This is a genomic window from Thermodesulforhabdaceae bacterium (assembly GCA_037482015.1).
Lineage (GTDB): Bacteria > Desulfobacterota > Syntrophobacteria > Syntrophobacterales > Thermodesulforhabdaceae > JAOACS01.
On the sequence record JBBFKT010000001.1, the window covers coordinates 334,221 to 351,892 of the forward strand.

Sequence of the window (17,672 nt, forward strand, 5' to 3'; positions counted from 1 at the left end):
AATAGCCAGAGATTCAGGTTGTAGAAAAAATTTCCAAAATTTCAGAAAGTCTAAACTTTTTCGGATTATAAAACTTCATCCTCCTGAGAGGAAAAAACTGTGAAAAAATATCCGAAATCGAAATATATATTTTACTTAAAACCTTTTTTTGTCAAGGAATTCCAAATGGTGTTAGAAGACTATCACTTATTTGTACTGATATGGGTAAGCATACCTTGTTCCTACTATGTTGTTATAATCGCTAGAGTTATCACTATGATCTTTTTCGAACAACCTTAATAGGAATCAGCTCAGAGTATTCTGTCGAATGCACTTGGCTGTGGTTCCATACCGAGTTCAAATATAAGAGTTCAGCCGTTTCTAGAAATTAGCCTGTCTATTGGAAGATATATCGCTTTCATTCTTTCAGCGATTAAGTAGCCATAACCCATAGCCATAGGATTTTGTTCGGTATCTACAAAAATGGCTTGAATACCTCGACGCGCTATCTCGGTAGCAAAATCCAAAGTCTCGTCAATCGGATCTCTACCAAAACAACTTACATTTGGTCTGCCATCAGAAAAAAGCACAATGACAGGGGTGGCTTCAGGATTTTTGTATTTTTCCTGGTCAAGAAGTTTCAGGGCTGTGCTTAATCCCAGAGCTAAAGGAGTTCGTCCCCCTACTGGAATGTCTTCTATTCTGGAACTGGCATCATGCATATTGGTTGTAATCGGTAAGATAACCTCTGTGTTAGTGTGTCTGAAAGTAATGATTCCGATTTTATCGCGTTTCAGATAAAGGTCCCTTAGCAGAGCTTCTATGATGCCCTTAGTTATAGACATACAGTCGTTTGTTCTCATGGAAGCGCTTGAATCGACGATAAGCATAACTGTGAGACCTGTTTTGCGAAAACGCTTCTTCAGGCGGATGTCTTCCGGTTTAATCACTATTTTTCCATTATCAGATCTGACTTTTTGATGGGGTGCTGCCGCCCTAAGAGTCCCAATTATGGAAATATCTTTTAGAGGTTCATGAAGTCTAGGAAGACGAGTTCCCAGAGAAAAGCCATAACGGTCTTGAGAAGGTAAAGGAAATCTTCTTCCAGGGTGAGTGCCTAACATAAGGCGATGAAAGGGAAATACTGGATTAACAAAAGGCGGACGGCCGTTACATCGATGTGTTACGCAGGCTATGGGCGAAGTATAGGAAGTATTATCTTTTTTTTCTTTTAGGTTATGATTTGCGTGGTAAGCTTCCCATTGACCCGATTCTTCTTCAGAACTTTCTTTGTGCTCATCAAGAATTTTTTGAATCTTCTTTTCGTCGAGTTCCTTTTTTTCCAATGGATTTTTCTTCACTCTATGAGCAAGAGCTAATTTTGCAGCAATATGAATATCCTCCGGCAGAATGGAACTTCTTCCTTCAAGAGCGGCATTGGCTCGAGCTGCCTTGATCATCGTGATCTCGGCTCTATGCCCATCCGTTTCCATTGCAACCGATATCTTTGCCGCAAGACTCACAATTTCGTCTGTTATTGTTACCAGGTCTAGAATCTCTCTTGCCTTTAAAATTACTTCTCGCAGTTTTCCTTCTTCCGCATTCCATGCTTTTCTAAAACCTTCAGGATTTGCTTCGAAAGCAAGCCTTCTTTTTACAACTTCCATTCTGTCTTCAGCTGAAGCAAGACCTTTTACAGTAACACAAAGTCCAAATCGGTCGAGTAACTGAGGACGCAAATCGCCCTCTTCTGGATTCATGGTGCCAACAAGCACGAATCTACTTGGGTGGGAAAAACTAATACCTTCCCTTTCAACCACATTTACACCCGAAGCAGCAACATCCAGGAGCAGATCTACGATATGGTCATTTAGAAGATTTACCTCATCAACATAGAGAATACCTCTATGAGCTTCAGCGAGAAGCCCTGGTTCAAAAGCTTTTTTACCTTTCTTGAGAGCCTCTTCAATGTTTATGGTGCCAAGCAAACGATCTTCGGTAATTCCGATAGGCAAGTTTACCAGTCGAATAGGTCTTTCTATTACCGGAAGAGTTTCGCCTCGCTCCATACGCTCCCGACAGAATACGCAGAGGTGAGATGGATCATCGGGATCGCATTGAAAAGGACAATATTCAACGACTCTTATGGGAGGCAAAAGATTGGCGAGAGCTCTAACCCCTGTTGACTTCGCTGTGCCTCGTTCGCCTCTTATGAGCACTCCCCCCACCGATGGATCTACGACATTTAGAAGGAGCGCTCGCTTCATCATTTCTTGCCCTACCAGAGCCGAAAACGGGAAATTGACGCGTTCCACAGTTACTCCAGTTCTCCTTAGCGTTATAAAATTAGAAGTATCACCTTCTTTAAGCAGCGAACCATCATCCATAAGAAAGTGAAAACAAAGTCGCATTTATCTATCACCCAAAATTAACATGGGTCAAGGATAAGAAAAAACGTTCCAAGCGTATGTTCTTTCTCAAATATGCAGATGGATAATTGAAGTTGAATGATTTGAGACGAATGGTTTAGGTGGTATATGATGGTTGATAGTTGATTGTTGATGGACCTATCAACTATCAACCATTAACAATATCGATCCGGAAACACCTTGCTTCAGATGTTATCACAGAGCTTTCCCTTTATTGGGCTATTCCTATGCCTAGCAGTTCTGGTTTTGCCTTTCTCAAAAAAGTTGCCATGGCGGCTGCTACAATGCCTTCAATAATTGCAACGGGAATGTGAGCCAGCAACACGAGTTTGGCAACGTTAAGAAATACCTCGCCTGAAAGAAAAAGTAGTAGAGCGAGAATTGTTCCGGCTAAAATCACGCCCATCACACCGGCAATGCCTGCAATTAAGGCGATGCTAGTAGGAGATGATGTTTTCCTGGCTGTTGAATGAAAGAACCATCCTGAAAGTAGAGCCGGCAATCCCATCATTAGTGTGTTTGCTCCGAGTGCGGTAATGCCCCCGAATTGAAATAGAATACACTGTAGGATAAGCCCTAGAGTTATAGCGATAAAGCTCATTCCTCCTAACACAATAGCCACCACTCCGGGTAACAAAAGATGAACGCTCGTGGGACCGATTGGAATATGAACAAGGGAAGCCACAAAGAAAGCCGAACTCATTAAGGCAATCTTTGGGTAATCTTCGTGAGAAATTTTTCTAAGACTTATGGCGAGAATTCCCCCGCTTAGAACATAACCTGCTACCGCAACCGACGTTGGCAACACTCCATCAGCTATGTGCATTGGATCTATCCTCCCGGGAGTTTCGGGAATTCCTTTTTTTCCTAGCGCTGAAATAAAAGGCAACCCCACATAACCCAAAGATATAGCCAATTCCAGCAAAAACTTCCTTCAGTCCTGGTTTTTCCATTGTATGGCGAAGCAGAGCAATTTCTCTTTTAATTTGTCGCATTTCCTGGCTGAATTCCTGGGACTGTTGAGCGATTTGATCTTTTATTGCGGAAAGATCGCAAATGACTTGGTTCGAAGATAGCTCAGGGGGTGCCTTCTGAATGTCTGAAACAGAGGGATTTTCCTGAGCCTTAAGTATTGATGCTAGCCCGAGCGTAGTAAACATGGCGGTAATAAAAAGCAAAATTCCTGCGATGATCTTCATTTTCCTATGTCTTCCTTCTTGAGAACATATTCAGATTTGTGCCCCATTCCTGCGTCAAGGACGATTTTTGTTCCCACCGGGTCCTTGGGGATGTCAAAGGAAAAAGCGCCTTTATCATCCGTTGTGCCTTCAGTAATTTTAGATCCGTCTTTCCCGTAAACTTCGATTTTTCCGCCTTTTACCGGTGATCCATCTGCAAAGTAACTTTCGGTAAACACCTTGTCTTTTTCAACATAGGCTGCGATTTGAACTTTATGAGCAAAAACAAGGGAAGCAGAAAAAGTAAAGATGCTAACCATAACAGCCAAAAAAGCACATTTACGAGAAAACATTTTCTTTGACCTCCTGGTTTTAGATTGTTGATGTTCATTCAAGAGGCGATCACTTGGCAGTATCTCTACAGCCTGTGTAATTTTATGTTAAGTAATCACCTCTATGATGTTTTTTACTTCATGTCCACCACGTGGACCCAAATTACTCCGCCTATTTCAACATCTTTTTCCTGCCCATCTCGAGCGATTTTTTCAGGAGATTCAGTGAGGGCTGCAAATCCCCACCAGCCCGCTTTGGGCATTGCGTAAGTAAAAACACCATTAGCGTCGGTTTTGATTACTTGAGTTACATAAGGATCAGCCGGGATGGATATTTTCTTTTTGTTTTCTGGAGAAGAGCTTAAATATTCCACTTCGACATCAATGAACGGAGCTGGTTTTCCATTGACTAGCACCTGACCTTGAAAAACATTACCAGTCCACAAACCGTAAGGGCGAGTAAGCGGAACGATTTCTATGGGAAGATTTGCCGGTTTGTCCCAGCCTTCCTCTTTTCCCAGAGCGTTAACTATGACTTTTGTATAGTGAATTATGAACTTATCTTCTGAAGGTTCCCAGTATGGTGCCGGTTCTACCAGGAAGATGTAATCTCCAGCTTTTTTGACCGTGTAAGATGTTTCCCAGTAAGTATAAGATTTGTCCTGGGATTTGCCCTTACCTTTTTTAGCCACAAGGCTTTGAGTCAGGTTTTCCTCCTGTCCGCTATGAAATACAGTCACTTTCTTGGGTTTTTCCATTTCCATGTAAACATCTTCCATGGGGTGGATAAATTTGATGTCAAGGATTATCTTCTTTGAATCTTTGGATATGATGATGTCATCCGATGGAATGATGACCCCAAAGTGAGCTCTGGCAGAGGACGCAATTAACACTCCGAAAATCACAATACCCAAACAAATGAAACAGAATTTTACTTTTTGCATCTTTCTCCTCCTGTCGCTTAAGTGGTTGACAAAAAATAAAGCCAGCTTCCCCTGTATGGAAAAGCTGGCCTTCTGACCAGTATCACTTTAGCTTCAGCTAAAGCAGTAATTGCATACAACTTTACTTTTTATTTTGTCAATAGAATCATCCTAAAGTTAGATTTTATGGATTTTCGCAGGCTTTTACCCACCAATCATCGTTGCCTTTGAACCACCAGTCGGTCCAGTCAGTTGCGAGAATGGATTCGGCTAAAAGTTTTCCTTGATGGGTATAAAGTCTCTTAAGAAGATACTCGATCCATTTAGAAGCGTAGGGATTTCCAAGATCTTTCTGTTCTTTTAGTTCCAGCAAAAGATCAAGCTGATCGGCATCGTGAACGAGTTTGGCTGCTTCTGAACATCCAGTCCTGTATTCATTCCAGTAGGCTCTGTATAATTCCTTCCAGGGAAGGTTTTCTGTGGCGTCAATGAAGGCTTTTTCTTCGTTGACCGAGACGTATCTTTTGTGAACGTAATTGTGGTCACCGGTTCTGGCTTCCTGAATGTCGTGAAGCAAAGCCATTATAACTATTTTGGCTGGATCGGGATGTTCAGCCATAAGAGCGAGAACGTGAGATATAAAGGCTACTCGAAATGAGTGATCTGCAATAGATTCTCCCCCCGAACCAAGAAAAGGATAGCCGAGGCGAGGCATTTTCTTAAGCATGCCCAGTTCAAAAAGAAATTTGGCTATGCCTTCTCTATCAGTTGACGTGGTAGTGGTGCCCATGATGATGCCTCGTTGTAGAAATAACTCTACCTTCCTGGAATTCTCTGAGAGTTGCCCATCTTACCGATTCTATCCGAATCTTAATCCATCGAGGTTCTTCATCGGCTTCGGTAATTTTTTTGCCAATTATGCCATCGGGAAGCACATCATCTACTAAGATCATCTCAGTAGAACCGTTGCCTTGAATAACCGGAACTTTCATTCCTTTTTTAGGCTCAATGCCTTCAGGAAGAGACGAAAAGGGGAAGAACTCAATTGCCTGATCGGGTGGCGATGATGGAGAAAGCTTTATGGGCAGAGTCGTTTCAGCACCTTCCTCCATGCCAATTACGGCAATTTCAATGTTTCTTGGTAGCATATCACGCCCGATAAGAACCTCCATTTTGTGTATCTTGCTAGGTTCTGGTTTACTGTCTTCCTCGGGAGAAGACAAAAAGTAATAAGAAAAGGTCACAACCGTGTTGTCACGAACCCTCATTTTATCCCTGCCAATGATGATATTTTTATTATAAGGTTTTAGAAACCATCCGCTATATAGCAGTTCAGTGTATGACCGTCAACCGCCCGGGTTTACTCTGGAGGAGGCGGTGGATGTGATTCGAGACGGTGTTTTCTGAAACGTTCTCTATCCTTAATAAGTTTATATTTGATTTTGATCCAACGTTCTTTTTGTTCCTCGGTGAGAACCTTCTCAATCTTTTCCAGTCCCTCTCTGAATACAGCATCTTCTTCAGGGAAATGTCTTTTTCTGATCTCTTCTATTTTTTTTAGACTTTCGTAAACAATTTCGTCGACCGCTTTAAACTGATCTGGCGTAAAATTAAGTTCTCGGTCAAGCCTTTCTACTATCAGCATATGCCGATCTTCCGGTTTTCGGCTGAAGATCTTGTGAATTTTATTCTTGGTGTAGTAAGTGCCCCAGGCCCATCCCCAGAAGAAACCGCATATAAATGCTATTAGCGTGAGTATCAGGACTTTACTATAGACGCTTTTTAGGAATTCCTTCATAAGTCTACTCTCTTACAAAATAATGTCCTGTTCTAATTCAAAAGCTAAACCCACTATATCAAGATTTAGCTGCTGCTGGACGATAAGAAGCATGACGAAACCTGAAAATAAGGCTAAGGCAATACCAATACTAAAGCGTTTGCTGATTGGGAATGGAAAGCCCCAGGAATATGGCAGGAAATCAGCAGTATTTGCTATGTCATAAATTTTCCGCATGAGGTTTTCTTGCCATTTATCGCTTAAGTTAACGTTCTGCTGAGCATTATACAGGCGCTTTAAAAGTCTAAAAAGTCTTTCTTCAGACTTTTTGTCCATGACCTCGCTTCCTTAGTTCTTTATCGATCATTGATCTTAGTTTCCTTCTTGCTCGAAAAAGACGAATTTTTACTCCACCCCTTGTTGCTCCTATTAAATCAGCAACTTCACTGTGACTTCGATTTTCAAAATACACGAGTTCAACCACCATTCTATCCACAGGATTAAGCCGCCCCATTGCCCACTGGAGTAATTCTTGGAGTCTTTTGAATTCTTCTTCTGAAATATCCTCGTCATCTGAGTTATTTGCCGCTCCTACTAATTTTCGTTCCAGGAGATCCGCGTGTTCGTCTCCCAATTCTGAAAGTATTTGTTCCTTCTGTTTACTTTTTTGCCGCCAGTAATTCACACATGCCCTTACAGCGATTCGGCTTAGCCAGCTTGAGAAAGCTTGAGGATCTTTTATTTTGGGGATATTGGAAAAGGCGCTGATGAAAACTTCCTGAGCCACGTCTTCTACATCCTGGTAGGGGACGTGGCGCGATAGGATTCGCGCCACATGGTCCCGGTATTTCAATACGAGAATTTCAAAAGCTTGAATGTCTCCCGCAAGAACACTTTCAATTACCAGTTCGTCTGATATGGAAGAAAAATCGTTCATGCACCTTTTTATATTTTTGGTTTATTCATTTAGGAAACGCATTAATTCACCTTCCCATCTTCGATGGAATTTGTCAAATCGCTTCTGGATGCAGCTATCAAACTGGGTTTTTTGAGAGTCGGAAAGCAAATTTTTGATTTCCTTCAGCATGGACAACCTTAGAATTAGCATATTTTCCCTGACCTTGCTGACATCCTGAAAGGCTTTCCTGATAGTCTGTTCGTCTCCACTTTTTACGGCGTTTTGAAGAGCTTCCGATTTGTTGTCTAGCTCAGACCAGAGATTGTTAATTTCTGCTCTGTGAGATTCATAAATCTTTTTCAGTTCAGTTTTTTGCTTTTCGTCAAATTGTAAATTCGCCAGGCAAGATAGTTTGTGGGGCTTTGTCCCGTGAGGAGCTGCCATACCCATCTTTGGGCCCATCATTGAACGATGCGGCTCCACCATTGGATGTTGTTGATCCTGAGCTTGGACCTGTGGTGCCGGTTTTGGTGACTGTTCTTCACTGAATCCATACCTTGCCACCCCTAGAAAAGCAATTACTGATCCGATCACGATCAGTCCTTTCATTAGAGTTTTCATCCTTACATCCTCCTGTTCACTTTTTGATCTGTTCGGTTTTTACCCACCGAATTCGTTTTAATAGTCGGTAAGCCGTGAAAAAGTTACTAAGTTTTTAATCTCTTCTTACTTCACGATTTAATTTGTTTTTTTAAGAAAAAACGCCTTTAGGGGAGATTTACAGCTATCATACCCCTATCTTGCTTCTTAGAAATCCGCTAACTTCTCATTATGTGATACTTTTTCGTTTTTTTGAAAAAATGTGCTGAACCGAAGGGTTACCTTTCTCTCTTTTCTAACTTTCCGACTCGCTAGATGATTTTGAATGGGGATGTCCAAGTTGGAATTATCGAAAAGTTGCCCTCAATCGTTTTTGACCGAGCAGAAGTCTTTGGGGTAGTAATCCTGAGCAACACCGCTGGAATTTAGAATGGTGATAGCTCGTGAAGTAAAACAATAAGGCTAGTGGCGACAGAAGGTTCTTAGCTCGGCAGTCAAAGTTCTCTCTAGAGTGGTTATTAGAAATAATGATCTCTTGCATTGTTAGAAAAGGCGATCACGTGACTTTTGGATACTCAATCAGTTTAGTGTGCTTAGTAACTGTATTTTTGGTTGGCAGGGCACAGCACCTTTGTGCCCTGTAGGCTGGGGCTAGGGTAGGGACTAAGAAAGGAGTGTGTTCGAGTGTCAGGAAGTGTGCTGGACGCCGGTGTATGGCAGGACATCAGAACAAAGCTCGAGCAGACTCTTACGCGAGGGCAATTCGATTTATGGATTGCTCCTCTTGAATACTTTGGAACAGAAGGCGAAGTTCTTTTTCTTGGTTGTCAGAACGAGTTTCATGTTCAGTGGATGAGAGAGCGACTTGAAAGGAAGATTCTTGGTGTCATTCAAACTGTTCTTCCCCAGGTTAGAAAAATCCGATATCAACTTGTAAATGACTATAAAAAAAATGATGTGCTCAATAATAAGGGCGAAAACGAAGAAGAGCTGCCTGCTTCCAAACCAACTTCACCACTCCCACGACAACTGAGCATTGGCGATGTATATCCGGTAAGGGTTTCACCTTTTAATCCTCGTTTTACCTTCGACGATTTTGTTACTGGACAATGTAACCAACTAGCTTATGCTTCCTCTCTTGCTGTGGCAACGGGGAAATACTATAGCCTTCAAGCTCTTTACATAATGGCTGATTCAGGTCTTGGAAAAAGTCATCTTTCTCAGGCTATCGGTAATTACATTTTTAAGAACAATCCCCAGGTTAAGGTTTACTACACAACCGCAGAGCAATTCGCTAATGAGATGATATCGGCTCTTAAACAGGATCGTATGGAGGCTTTTAAGGAGAAGTATCGTTCCAACTGCGACATCTTGCTTTTGGAACGAGTAGAATTTTTCGGTGGCAAGGAAAAGATACAGTCTGAGCTTATCTACACTCTGGATGAACTAATGGATCGCGGCAAAAAGATCATCTGCACTTCATCTAAACTTCCACGTGATATATCCCGCCTACACACTGAACTTAAATCACGTTTTTCTGGAGCTTTTATTACTCCTATTGATTATCCCGATTTTGAAACGAGACTGAACATTCTTAAAAAGAAAGCAACCAAAGAACGAGCTAAAATTCCTATCAAGGTCTTGGAATTTTTGGCAGAATACATTGAAGGCGATGTAAGAAGACTTGAAAGTTCTCTCGTGGGTATAATTGCTAAAAGCAATATTCTTGGTGTCCCCATCACCATGGAACTGGCTAAGGACGTGGTGGCTACGGTCCAGGGCAATCTGCCACTTGTGAGCATTTCTCTAATTCAGGATCTGGTATGCGAAGCGTTCAACATTCGCAAAGAAGATCTTTTATCTGCAAGCAGAAAAAGGGAAATAATGATGGCTCGAAAGGTCGCTCTTTATCTTAGTCGTGAATATACAAGAGAAACTCTTCAGAGCATCGCTCGAGCTTTTAATAGAACTCATAGCACCGTTCTTCACGCTCTTAAGGAAGTTCAAAAAAACATTAATTCTCAGAGTGATCCGTTGCGTAAATATATTGACTATGTTGCAGGCAAACTAAAAGCTCAGTGTGCCTTTGCTCGTTTTAATGTTCAGCTTTAGAACCGTGGCACAACTCTTTAGCAAGTATTTCATAAAGTTCTTTACGAAAGGTTTTGGAAAGCTGCTCGGTGAGTTCTGTTATTTTTTGAGCAAAAGCCTCCGGATTGTTTGTGGATACTGGCTGGCTTTTCATTTCATAGTGCTTCTTAAAAAGAATGGAAGCCTTTGGCTGTTTTTGCCATACTGTAATAGTAACTTCCATTACGGCATAGTATCCTTTTTCGGTGTTTACCCAGCTCCAGCGTTCTACTACTCCGCTTAACTCCATTCCTATCATTTTGCCGCTGGTTTCGATAGTTTCATAAGCCCCGGAAAACATACCGTCTCGGTCGATATCTTTTCGAATCCATTCGGCAAGAAGTGTTCCGGGTCTATCAATCCATTGGTGAGATCTAGAGACTGACACTTGGAAGTTGCCTGATTCTACAACCATTTCTGTGCTGTCAAAAGGGCTGGCGGCGTGAAATGACCATACTTTAAGAACCTTGTCTTGAATTGCTGAACAGGATAGTGGAGTAATCCCGTGGTAGGAATAATTTAATTGATGATATTCTATGGGAGGTGCTTTGGGTATGATCGATCCTCCACATCCCCAGATTATCAAGGCACACAGGATAAAAAGTAACGTTCTTTTCATTTCGCCCTCTCAGATGATTGTGCTTTGATCTTAAAAGCAAACGGATCGTTTTGACCTGGACTAACAATAAGCCTTCCCGGTTCACGCTTTATTTCTTCAACCGTTGCTTGAAGTTCTCTCAGGACTTTTTGGGTTTCTACGAGAGTTATGGTCATATTTTGGTCAAGGTCTAAAATGGTCTTTTGCATTGCTGCTATATTTTCATTCACGGCCGTGAGACTTTTATTTAGGTTTGTCCAATCAATATTTGCCAGCTTTGTATTCAGGCTCATTGCTGTGTTCTTTGCTTCTTTGAAAAATTCATCGGCCGAGCGAAGAAGTTTTTCAGGAGGTTCTTTCTTCAGAGCCTTATTTAGATCTTCTGTAAAGCTCTGAAGATTTCTTGCAGAAATAGATACAGCCTTTATAGAGTTTTCAAGTTCCGGGTTTGAGAGAATTTTTTGAGCTGATGAAGCTGTCTCTGTCCATGTTCTGGCGATGCCCTCGAAGTCTATGGAGACTATTTTTCCGTAGAGTCTCTCGAGAGCATCTTTTATGGCTTGCATTTCCGACGGGTAGGAGCGGATGATGGGGTAGGGTGTAGTGAAAGCAATCTGTGGGGTGAGTTTGTCCGTATCTGGTGGGGCTTTGTCTATTTCGAGAAATCGAAGCCCCGTAATACCTTGTTCCCTTAACCTTACAATAAGAGTGTCATCGACAATAAAGTCTTCTGAAATAGCAAGCACGACTTCAATGAGCCTTCCATCTGGGGCAATACCGATTTTTTTTACTCTTCCGACAGGAACCCCAAGGTAGTTCACCACAGCATCTTTTTGAAGTCCCTTTACTGATTCGGAAAAATAGGAAACATATAGTTTATTTTTTTCAAAAAGCTGTGATAGTCCAACCCAGAATGTAACCGCTAGACCCAGAAAAATCGTAATGATCAGAAAAAGCCCGACGTAAAAGGCTTTAACTTTTCTTGGCACTTTTTGGTTCTCCTTTATGGATTGATCTTGATGATCTCTCAAAAAAGCTTCGGACTAACTCCTGTTCCGATGCTTTCATTTCTTCCAATGTGCCCTGAGCGACGATTCCTTTTACGGATCGATCAAGCATGATACACTGATCGGCGATTCGTTCAATGCTAAGCAGTTCATGAGTTACAACAACAAGTGTAATCCCTAAAAGATCTCTGAGTTTAAGGAAGAGTTCGTCCAGTCCAGTTGCTGTTACGGGATCTAACCCTGCCCCCGGTTCGTCGCAGAAGAGCAGAGGAGGATCCAGCACCATAGCTCTGGCAAGTCCCGCTCGCTTTTTCATACCGCCGCTTAACTCAGATGGCATTTTGTGGGCGTGTTCTGCAAGATCCACCAGAGCTAACTTCAGCATTACAATTTCTTCAATCCACGATTCAGGAAGATTGGTTGATTCTCTGAGCGGGAGAGCCACATTGTCAAACACGGTGAAGGATCCGAGAAGCCCGCTTGATTGGAAGAGCACTCCCATTTTAGATCGTAGTGAAGAAGAATAACCGATTTTTGTTACTTCTTCTCCCAGTATGGTTATTGTTCCGGTCCGGGGAGGAATTAAACCGATTAGAGCTTTAAGAAGCGTGCTTTTACCACAACCGCTTGTTCCTAGAATAACTGCGATCTTGCTTTCTTTTACTGTAAAGGTGACATTTTTAAGTATTAACGTCTCGCCGTAGCCAACGCTTAAATCTTGCACTGAAATGATGTCTTGAAGCTTTCTACCATTTGAAGACATGAGCCAGAACCGTAACAAAAGCATCAGCTATAATGATCAAAAATAGAGCCGCCACCACTGCTGCTGTTGTTTGTCTTCCCACACTTTCAGGGCTATGGCTGGTTTTCAGTCCCATATAGCATCCAACACTGCCAATGATTATCCCAAAGAGAATACTTTTTAGAAATCCGACCCACAGATCAGACATGCTGAGGATTCCGTATGCCTCGCTCACAAACGAAGCTGGGGTAACATCAAGGCTTGCGAAGGCAACAAACATGGCTCCGAGAAGCCCTGTAAAAAAGGACCAAACGGTAAGTAGAGGGGATGCTAAAAGAGCTCCGGCAATGCGAGGGATTATAAGGAAGTGAGACACGTTAACATTCATAACTTTTAGTGCGTCAAGTTCTTCATTGATATTCATTATGCCGATTTCAGCAGCGAAGGCAGAGGTTGTTCTTCCGGCCATGAGCACAGCCGTGATAAGCGGAGAAAGTTCTCTAGAAAGACCAAGAGCTGCCAAATCAGCAACAAAAATGTTTGCTCCAAACTGTCTGAGCTGAACAGCCGCCTGAAAGGCTGTAACTAATCCGATCAGAAAACTCATGATACCAACAATTGGCATCGCTCGAGATCCAGCATGTTCCACGATGAAAGCAAGTTCATGCCAGCGAATAATGCGGGGATGTTGAATAGCTTTCACGAGAGCGGCTAAATGTTCGACCAGAAAATTTCCAACTTCTCTCCATCGTGACAAAGTCTGGATAGCGAAATCGCCAATTTTAACAATAACTTGATCTTTCTCATGAGATGAAGGATAACTTGCGAGCCTTTCTTTTTGGTTAAACCAGTATCTGCCAATAATCTCAGCAAATTGACGGTCTTTTTCTCCTCCAATTATACATTCCACCGATACTTTGTAATGTCGGCATGTTTCTTCAATTTTTCTTATAAAAAGGAGAAATACCGTGTTAAGGTTTATCCCTTCATCAATATGGATACGCACTTTGCTGACAGAACGACTTTTAATTTTATTTTCTAGATTTTTGATAAGATCTACAAAAACTGACTGTGGGGGAATATCTCGAAATCGGTAGGATAAAATTCCCTCTATTTCTAAAATTTCGGGGATAGATGTCTGTGTTTTTGCTAACAATTGGGCTTACCGCCCCCTGTAGTGATTCATCCGTTTTTTCAGAACACCTGAACATCGAAATGTTATCACTTTTCTCGGTGAGAGCATGATGGACTCGCCTGTCTGGGGATTGCGTCCTCTCCGCTCATTTTTAGTTCTTACACAAAACTTCCCAAATCCACTAATCAGAACATCTTCGCCTTTTGCGAGTCCTTCTTTCATGAGCTCAAAAATGGTTTCCACAAAGCGAGCACAATCGCCTTTTGTGATCTTAGGGTATTGTTGAAGCTTAGCGTAAAGCCGCTCTACTATGTGAGCCTTGGTTACTGTCATCGGCGAACCTCCTCCTGTTTCTTCTCCTAATCCCCCCACCTGAAACTATCAGAAAGGAATTTAGTTTGCAAATAAAAACAACGCCTTAAATGAAAAAAGCTTTCCTTTACGGAAAGCTCCCTTCGTGGGATTATTTCCAATTAGCTGGTGGCGGTGCAGGGCTTCGAACCCCGGACACTGCGGATATGAGCCGCATGCTCTGACCAACTGAGCTACACCGCCACCTGGTGCTTATCTGATTAAACAAAATTTAAGTTCATGTCAAGAGAGCAAAGAGAGGGTGTTTTGAAAAGTGTAGGGGCGACCTGCCAGTCGCCCCTACAACTCCGCACCCCCTCCCCGTTGACGGGGAGGGCCGGGGAGGGGTCCGGTTTCTGTCCATCGGCTCGCAGGACGGCGAAGACGCCGTTCCTCCCGAGACTGCAGTAAAATATTTGGGAGGGTCGCCGTCATCGGCGACCGATACATAGAGAATCACCCCCCATCCTCGGTGACCAAAGTAGGAGAAAAAATTTTTCACACTTACCGATCTATTTCTTAGAACAAGCTCAGAGATAGCAATAGGGGTTTGAGAAGGGTAAAAACGCTATGGATGCTTTTCACTCAATCCAAATACTTCCCGGGAACTGATTAAATCGCCTTTTTAGATGTGAAAATTCTGTAAGAAGCTAGAGCGACAGCCACAAGAGATTCGTTAGAGTCGAAAACTTCAATAAAAGAAGTCCCGACGCTTGATCCGCATCGTAAAACTCGCCCATGAGCGCGCAAAGTGTTGCGAGCTGGTTCCAGGAAGTTAATGTTTAAGGAAATGGTGGGAGCGGCATGTTTAGGGGGATGCAAAGTATAAAGAGCTACTCCACCTGCGGCATCGGCAAGAGCCGTTACAAAACCGCCTTGAATATTCCCAAGGGAGTTACAAAATTCGGGTCTAAACGGCAATTCCAAAACGGCTAATCCTTCGGATATTTCTACAAGTTTCATTCCCAAAAAAGCCGCCGCTGGGATTCGAGACATCCTTTCTTCAATGACAGCCTTTGTCATAGCGCATTCCTTCTCGTCAGAAGTTTTGCTGTCAGCTTTGGTTTCTAGAATGAAATCTTCTTACAGTCAAACAAATATGGGCAAGTCAGGGAATTGGATTAAAAATTTTAAGCTAGCCATCCGAGATTTCTTTTTATCGATTGAGATATTTAGCTCCTGGTGGCAAACATAGTAGAGACATGTTGGGAATTATGCTCACAGAACAAAAGTGATTGGCTAGCATGAAAAGGAGATAGCGGATAAGTGAGATTATGGTCTAAATCTCAAGGTATGGGGCTTGCTGCGGTAATTGTCGGCACCAGTGTTCTTATTTCTCGGTTTATGGGTCTTGTTCGGGACAAAGTTATTTCTTACTGGTTTGGGGCTTCAATCGATTCCGATCTTTACTTTGCTGCCTTCGTAATCCCGGATTTCATCAATTACCTGCTTGCTGGAGCCTACTTTTCGATTACTCTGATTCCTATCCTTAGCAGGCTTTTCCAGGAAGACGAAAGGGATGGATGGAATTTTTTTTCGGCTGCCCTTTTCTGGGTTTTTTCCGCCATTACTATTCTCACTATTTTAGGAGAAATTTTTGCTGACCAAATTGTACCTTACGTTGCGCCTGGTTTTGGCTCCAACGATCTTTACAGGCTTACTCGTTTTGTTCGCATCATCCTCCCGGCTCAAATTTGTTTTCTCGTGGGTTCATGTTTCTCTGCTGTTCTTTATCTAAGAAAGCAGTTTGTTGTGCCATCTCTTTCGCCGCTTATTTACAACGGGGGCATTATCATACTGGGAATTTTTCTAAGACACCATGGTATTGAAGGTTTTTGCTGGGGCGTGCTTGTGGGAGCTTTCGGTGGGAATTTTCTCTTGCCTTTTTTGGCTGCAAAATATGGAAAGAATAGCAGCATGAACCTATCCTTTCGCTTGTGGCATCGAGAAATGAAGCGTTTTATCGTAACGGCTGTTCCTCTCATGGTCGGGCAGTCCATAGTGGTTCTCGATGAACAGCTAGTTAGGGTCTTCGGTTCTTTCGCTGGTTCCGGCACTATAAGTCACATAAATTACGCAAGGCGTCTTATGATGGTGCCTGTTGGCATTGTAGGTCAGGCCGTTGCTGTGGCGTCCTATCCCTTTATGGCGGAACTTCTTGCTCAGAAAAAAATGAAGGAATTTTTTCAAACCATAAGAGAAGCCATTAAAAATACCATGCTGATTATTATCCCTCTTGCCTTTGGGATGGCAGCCGTTGCTGAACCAGCCGTGGGATTGATATTCCAGCAGGGCAAGTTTGAACTATCCGACACCGTAAAAACAGCTCGCCTTCTTCAACTTTATCTCACAGCCGTGCCTTTGTGGGCTTTTCAACAAATTCTTGGAAGGGGTTTTTATGTCGCAGGAGATACGTTATCACCCGTTGTTATAGGAACCATTACAACGATTATAGCGTTACCTATGTTTTTTGCTGGGAGTAGATATCTTGGCGGTGAAGGCGTTGTTGGCGCTAGCGTTATCGGTTTTTTGCTTTATTCTGTGGCACTTATCTTCTGGTGGATGCGGCGGTGGAATGGAAAAGAAACCTTTGAAGGACTTGCTAGAGACTTTTTCAAATACATCGTTGCAGGAGGAATAGCGTTTGTATTAAGCTCAAAATTCTCTGATCTTCTAAAGAACTTTTTCTCCTTTGGTTTTTCACTTTTTGACTATTTAATTACTGGTCTGGCTACGGGAATATTTTTTTGTATGGTGTGGTTTGGATGTGCTATGGTGCTTTTCAAAAACGAAATGTTTTGGCTTGTTTCTCGATTAACTAAAGGGCGTATTGGAATTCGGAGATAAAGAGATGAAAAAACTTCCCATTGAAATCGAACAGGAACTGACTCTTCGTCCTCTAGGCGAAAATATGCCCCATAAGGCCAAAAGCCGTATTATAGGAGCAAAACACGGAAGCTACATTATCATCGAGGAACCGGTAATTAAAATCAGTGACAGAATTGTAGCTCTTATTGGACAAGCTGTACTATGCTGGTTTTTCCACGAAGGGGAGGTTTATCGCTTCGAAAGCGTAATTCGAAAATCTCTTGGAGAGGGTCTCTGCCTCTTGGAATATCCTTCGCATTTTCAGGTTGAATCTTTAAGACGTCACGTAAGAATAAAAGTAAATCTAGAAACCAAATTTAAAATTGGCTTTAAGCCAGATGTTTTCAGCGGAACCGTAGTTGATATAAGTGAAGGAGGATGCAGACTTGTAGCTGACTCGATTGTTTTTGCCGGAATAAATGACCGTATTGTGCTTTCCTTTAGTTTACCGGATGATCGATTAATTAAAGAAATCGAAGGTGTTGTTAGAAATATCCTTCACGATAGACTCAAAAAACGTAGTGAGCTGGGAATTCAGTTTAAAGGGCCGGAGTCCGAACTTTCTAAAATCAACTCATTTTGCCAGTTTTGCCAATACTTTAAGGTTTAATTGGGAGTGTTCAAAAATTTTTTCCTTGCAGGGTTGCCCTGGCAATAGAGCGACGCATGCGTCGCCATTACAATTAATCTCGTAAGAGAAGTTTTCGAACGATCTCAGGTTTAAC

The 17,672-nt window shown here is 42.3% G+C and carries 20 protein-coding genes and 1 tRNA gene; 3 read left to right on the forward strand and 18 right to left on the reverse strand.

All coding sequences use genetic code 11. The features are described from left to right. Window positions 1-350: 350 nt before the first annotated feature. From WHS38_01500 to WHS38_01550, 11 genes are all read right to left on the reverse strand, one after another. A complete protein-coding gene (locus tag WHS38_01500; protein ID MEJ5299645.1) occupies window positions 351-2,390 on the reverse strand; it encodes a magnesium chelatase subunit D family protein in 2,040 nt (679 codons plus the stop codon). A gap of 229 nt (window positions 2,391-2,619) precedes the next feature. After that, a complete protein-coding gene (gene cbiM / locus WHS38_01505; GenBank protein MEJ5299646.1) occupies window positions 2,620-3,234 on the reverse strand; it encodes a cobalt transporter CbiM in 615 nt (204 codons plus the stop codon). Next, window positions 3,221-3,607, reverse strand: coding sequence for a hypothetical protein (locus WHS38_01510; GenBank protein MEJ5299647.1), 387 nt, complete (start codon window positions 3,605-3,607; stop codon window positions 3,221-3,223). Before WHS38_01510 ends, cbiM begins: the two co-directional genes overlap by 14 nt. Next, on the reverse strand, window positions 3,604-3,939 hold the full coding sequence (locus WHS38_01515; GenBank protein ID MEJ5299648.1) for a hypothetical protein: 336 nt from the start codon (window positions 3,937-3,939) through the stop codon (window positions 3,604-3,606). Before WHS38_01515 ends, WHS38_01510 begins: the two co-directional genes overlap by 4 nt. A gap of 113 nt (window positions 3,940-4,052) precedes the next feature. After that, on the reverse strand, window positions 4,053-4,862 hold the full coding sequence (locus WHS38_01520) for a DUF4198 domain-containing protein (GenBank protein ID MEJ5299649.1): 810 nt from the start codon (window positions 4,860-4,862) through the stop codon (window positions 4,053-4,055). Window positions 4,863-5,025: 163 nt separating this feature from the next. Further along, window positions 5,026-5,631 carry an HD domain-containing protein gene (locus WHS38_01525; GenBank protein MEJ5299650.1) on the reverse strand — a complete coding sequence of 202 codons (606 nt, stop codon included), beginning with the start codon at window positions 5,629-5,631 and terminating at the stop codon, window positions 5,026-5,028. Next, window positions 5,606-6,109, reverse strand: a complete 504-nt coding sequence (locus WHS38_01530) for a hypothetical protein (GenBank protein MEJ5299651.1) — start codon at window positions 6,107-6,109, stop codon at window positions 5,606-5,608. The genes WHS38_01525 and WHS38_01530 overlap by 26 nt, the downstream gene beginning before the upstream one ends. Before the next feature lie 92 nt (window positions 6,110-6,201). Further along, window positions 6,202-6,639: a hypothetical protein gene (locus tag WHS38_01535; protein MEJ5299652.1), complete on the reverse strand. Its 438-nt coding sequence runs from the start codon at window positions 6,637-6,639 to the stop codon at window positions 6,202-6,204. Between the two features lie 12 nt (window positions 6,640-6,651). Further along, window positions 6,652-6,954, reverse strand: coding sequence for a hypothetical protein (locus WHS38_01540; protein MEJ5299653.1), 303 nt, complete (start codon window positions 6,952-6,954; stop codon window positions 6,652-6,654). Then, window positions 6,938-7,555: a sigma-70 family RNA polymerase sigma factor gene (locus tag WHS38_01545; protein MEJ5299654.1), complete on the reverse strand. Its 618-nt coding sequence runs from the start codon at window positions 7,553-7,555 to the stop codon at window positions 6,938-6,940. The genes WHS38_01540 and WHS38_01545 overlap by 17 nt, the downstream gene beginning before the upstream one ends. Window positions 7,556-7,576: 21 nt before the next feature. Then, window positions 7,577-8,137, reverse strand: a complete 561-nt coding sequence (locus WHS38_01550) for a Spy/CpxP family protein refolding chaperone (GenBank protein ID MEJ5299655.1) — start codon at window positions 8,135-8,137, stop codon at window positions 7,577-7,579. 663 nt (window positions 8,138-8,800) lie between these two features. Here WHS38_01550 and dnaA point away from each other — a divergent pair. Continuing rightward, a complete protein-coding gene (dnaA, locus tag WHS38_01555; protein ID MEJ5299656.1) occupies window positions 8,801-10,228 on the forward strand; it encodes a chromosomal replication initiator protein DnaA in 1,428 nt (475 codons plus the stop codon). Here dnaA and WHS38_01560 read toward each other — a convergent pair. The 7 genes from WHS38_01560 to WHS38_01590 form a co-directional block, all read right to left on the reverse strand. After that, window positions 10,212-10,865 (reverse strand): hypothetical protein, encoded by a 654-nt coding sequence (locus WHS38_01560; GenBank protein ID MEJ5299657.1) that lies wholly within the window; start codon window positions 10,863-10,865, stop codon window positions 10,212-10,214. The genes dnaA and WHS38_01560 overlap by 17 nt on opposite strands. After that, window positions 10,862-11,833: an MlaD family protein gene (locus WHS38_01565; protein ID MEJ5299658.1), complete on the reverse strand. Its 972-nt coding sequence runs from the start codon at window positions 11,831-11,833 to the stop codon at window positions 10,862-10,864. Before WHS38_01565 ends, WHS38_01560 begins: the two co-directional genes overlap by 4 nt. After that, complete coding sequence (locus WHS38_01570; protein ID MEJ5299659.1) at window positions 11,817-12,614, reverse strand: ATP-binding cassette domain-containing protein; 798 nt, start codon at window positions 12,612-12,614, stop codon at window positions 11,817-11,819. The genes WHS38_01565 and WHS38_01570 overlap by 17 nt, the downstream gene beginning before the upstream one ends. Continuing rightward, window positions 12,598-13,749 carry an ABC transporter permease gene (locus WHS38_01575; protein MEJ5299660.1) on the reverse strand — a complete coding sequence of 384 codons (1,152 nt, stop codon included), beginning with the start codon at window positions 13,747-13,749 and terminating at the stop codon, window positions 12,598-12,600. Before WHS38_01575 ends, WHS38_01570 begins: the two co-directional genes overlap by 17 nt. 6 nt (window positions 13,750-13,755) lie before the next feature. Continuing rightward, window positions 13,756-14,061, reverse strand: coding sequence for an integration host factor subunit alpha (locus WHS38_01580; GenBank protein ID MEJ5299661.1), 306 nt, complete (start codon window positions 14,059-14,061; stop codon window positions 13,756-13,758). Window positions 14,062-14,206: 145 nt separating this feature from the next. Further along, window positions 14,207-14,283 (reverse strand) — tRNA-Met (locus tag WHS38_01585). A 408-nt stretch (window positions 14,284-14,691) separates the two neighbouring features. Beyond that, window positions 14,692-15,102: a PaaI family thioesterase gene (locus WHS38_01590; protein ID MEJ5299662.1), complete on the reverse strand. Its 411-nt coding sequence runs from the start codon at window positions 15,100-15,102 to the stop codon at window positions 14,692-14,694. A 243-nt stretch (window positions 15,103-15,345) separates the two neighbouring features. Between WHS38_01590 and murJ the strand changes: the two genes are divergently transcribed. Beyond that, window positions 15,346-16,926: a murein biosynthesis integral membrane protein MurJ gene (gene murJ / locus WHS38_01595; protein MEJ5299663.1), complete on the forward strand. Its 1,581-nt coding sequence runs from the start codon at window positions 15,346-15,348 to the stop codon at window positions 16,924-16,926. Between the two features lie 4 nt (window positions 16,927-16,930). Beyond that, window positions 16,931-17,557, forward strand: a complete 627-nt coding sequence (locus WHS38_01600) for a PilZ domain-containing protein (protein ID MEJ5299664.1) — start codon at window positions 16,931-16,933, stop codon at window positions 17,555-17,557. Window positions 17,558-17,672 lie beyond the last annotated feature (115 nt).

Coding starts and splice junctions, on each gene's coding strand:
- WHS38_01500 (MEJ5299645.1), bottom strand. CDS start 2,390: ATGCGACTTTGTTTTCACTTTCTTATGGATGATGGTTCGCTGCTTAAA.
- cbiM (MEJ5299646.1), bottom strand. CDS start 3,234: ATGCACATAGCTGATGGAGTGTTGCCAACGTCGGTTGCGGTAGCAGGT.
- WHS38_01510 (MEJ5299647.1), bottom strand. CDS start 3,607: ATGAAGATCATCGCAGGAATTTTGCTTTTTATTACCGCCATGTTTACT.
- WHS38_01515 (MEJ5299648.1), bottom strand. CDS start 3,939: ATGTTTTCTCGTAAATGTGCTTTTTTGGCTGTTATGGTTAGCATCTTT.
- WHS38_01520 (MEJ5299649.1), bottom strand. CDS start 4,862: ATGCAAAAAGTAAAATTCTGTTTCATTTGTTTGGGTATTGTGATTTTC.
- WHS38_01525 (MEJ5299650.1), bottom strand. CDS start 5,631: ATGGGCACCACTACCACGTCAACTGATAGAGAAGGCATAGCCAAATTT.
- WHS38_01530 (MEJ5299651.1), bottom strand. CDS start 6,109: ATGAGGGTTCGTGACAACACGGTTGTGACCTTTTCTTATTACTTTTTG.
- WHS38_01535 (MEJ5299652.1), bottom strand. CDS start 6,639: ATGAAGGAATTCCTAAAAAGCGTCTATAGTAAAGTCCTGATACTCACG.
- WHS38_01540 (MEJ5299653.1), bottom strand. CDS start 6,954: ATGGACAAAAAGTCTGAAGAAAGACTTTTTAGACTTTTAAAGCGCCTG.
- WHS38_01545 (MEJ5299654.1), bottom strand. CDS start 7,555: ATGAACGATTTTTCTTCCATATCAGACGAACTGGTAATTGAAAGTGTT.
- WHS38_01550 (MEJ5299655.1), bottom strand. CDS start 8,137: ATGAAAACTCTAATGAAAGGACTGATCGTGATCGGATCAGTAATTGCT.
- WHS38_01560 (MEJ5299657.1), bottom strand. CDS start 10,865: ATGAAAAGAACGTTACTTTTTATCCTGTGTGCCTTGATAATCTGGGGA.
- WHS38_01570 (MEJ5299659.1), bottom strand. CDS start 12,614: ATGTCTTCAAATGGTAGAAAGCTTCAAGACATCATTTCAGTGCAAGAT.
- WHS38_01580 (MEJ5299661.1), bottom strand. CDS start 14,061: ATGACAGTAACCAAGGCTCACATAGTAGAGCGGCTTTACGCTAAGCTT.
- WHS38_01590 (MEJ5299662.1), bottom strand. CDS start 15,102: ATGACAAAGGCTGTCATTGAAGAAAGGATGTCTCGAATCCCAGCGGCG.
- WHS38_01600 (MEJ5299664.1), top strand. CDS start 16,931: ATGAAAAAACTTCCCATTGAAATCGAACAGGAACTGACTCTTCGTCCT.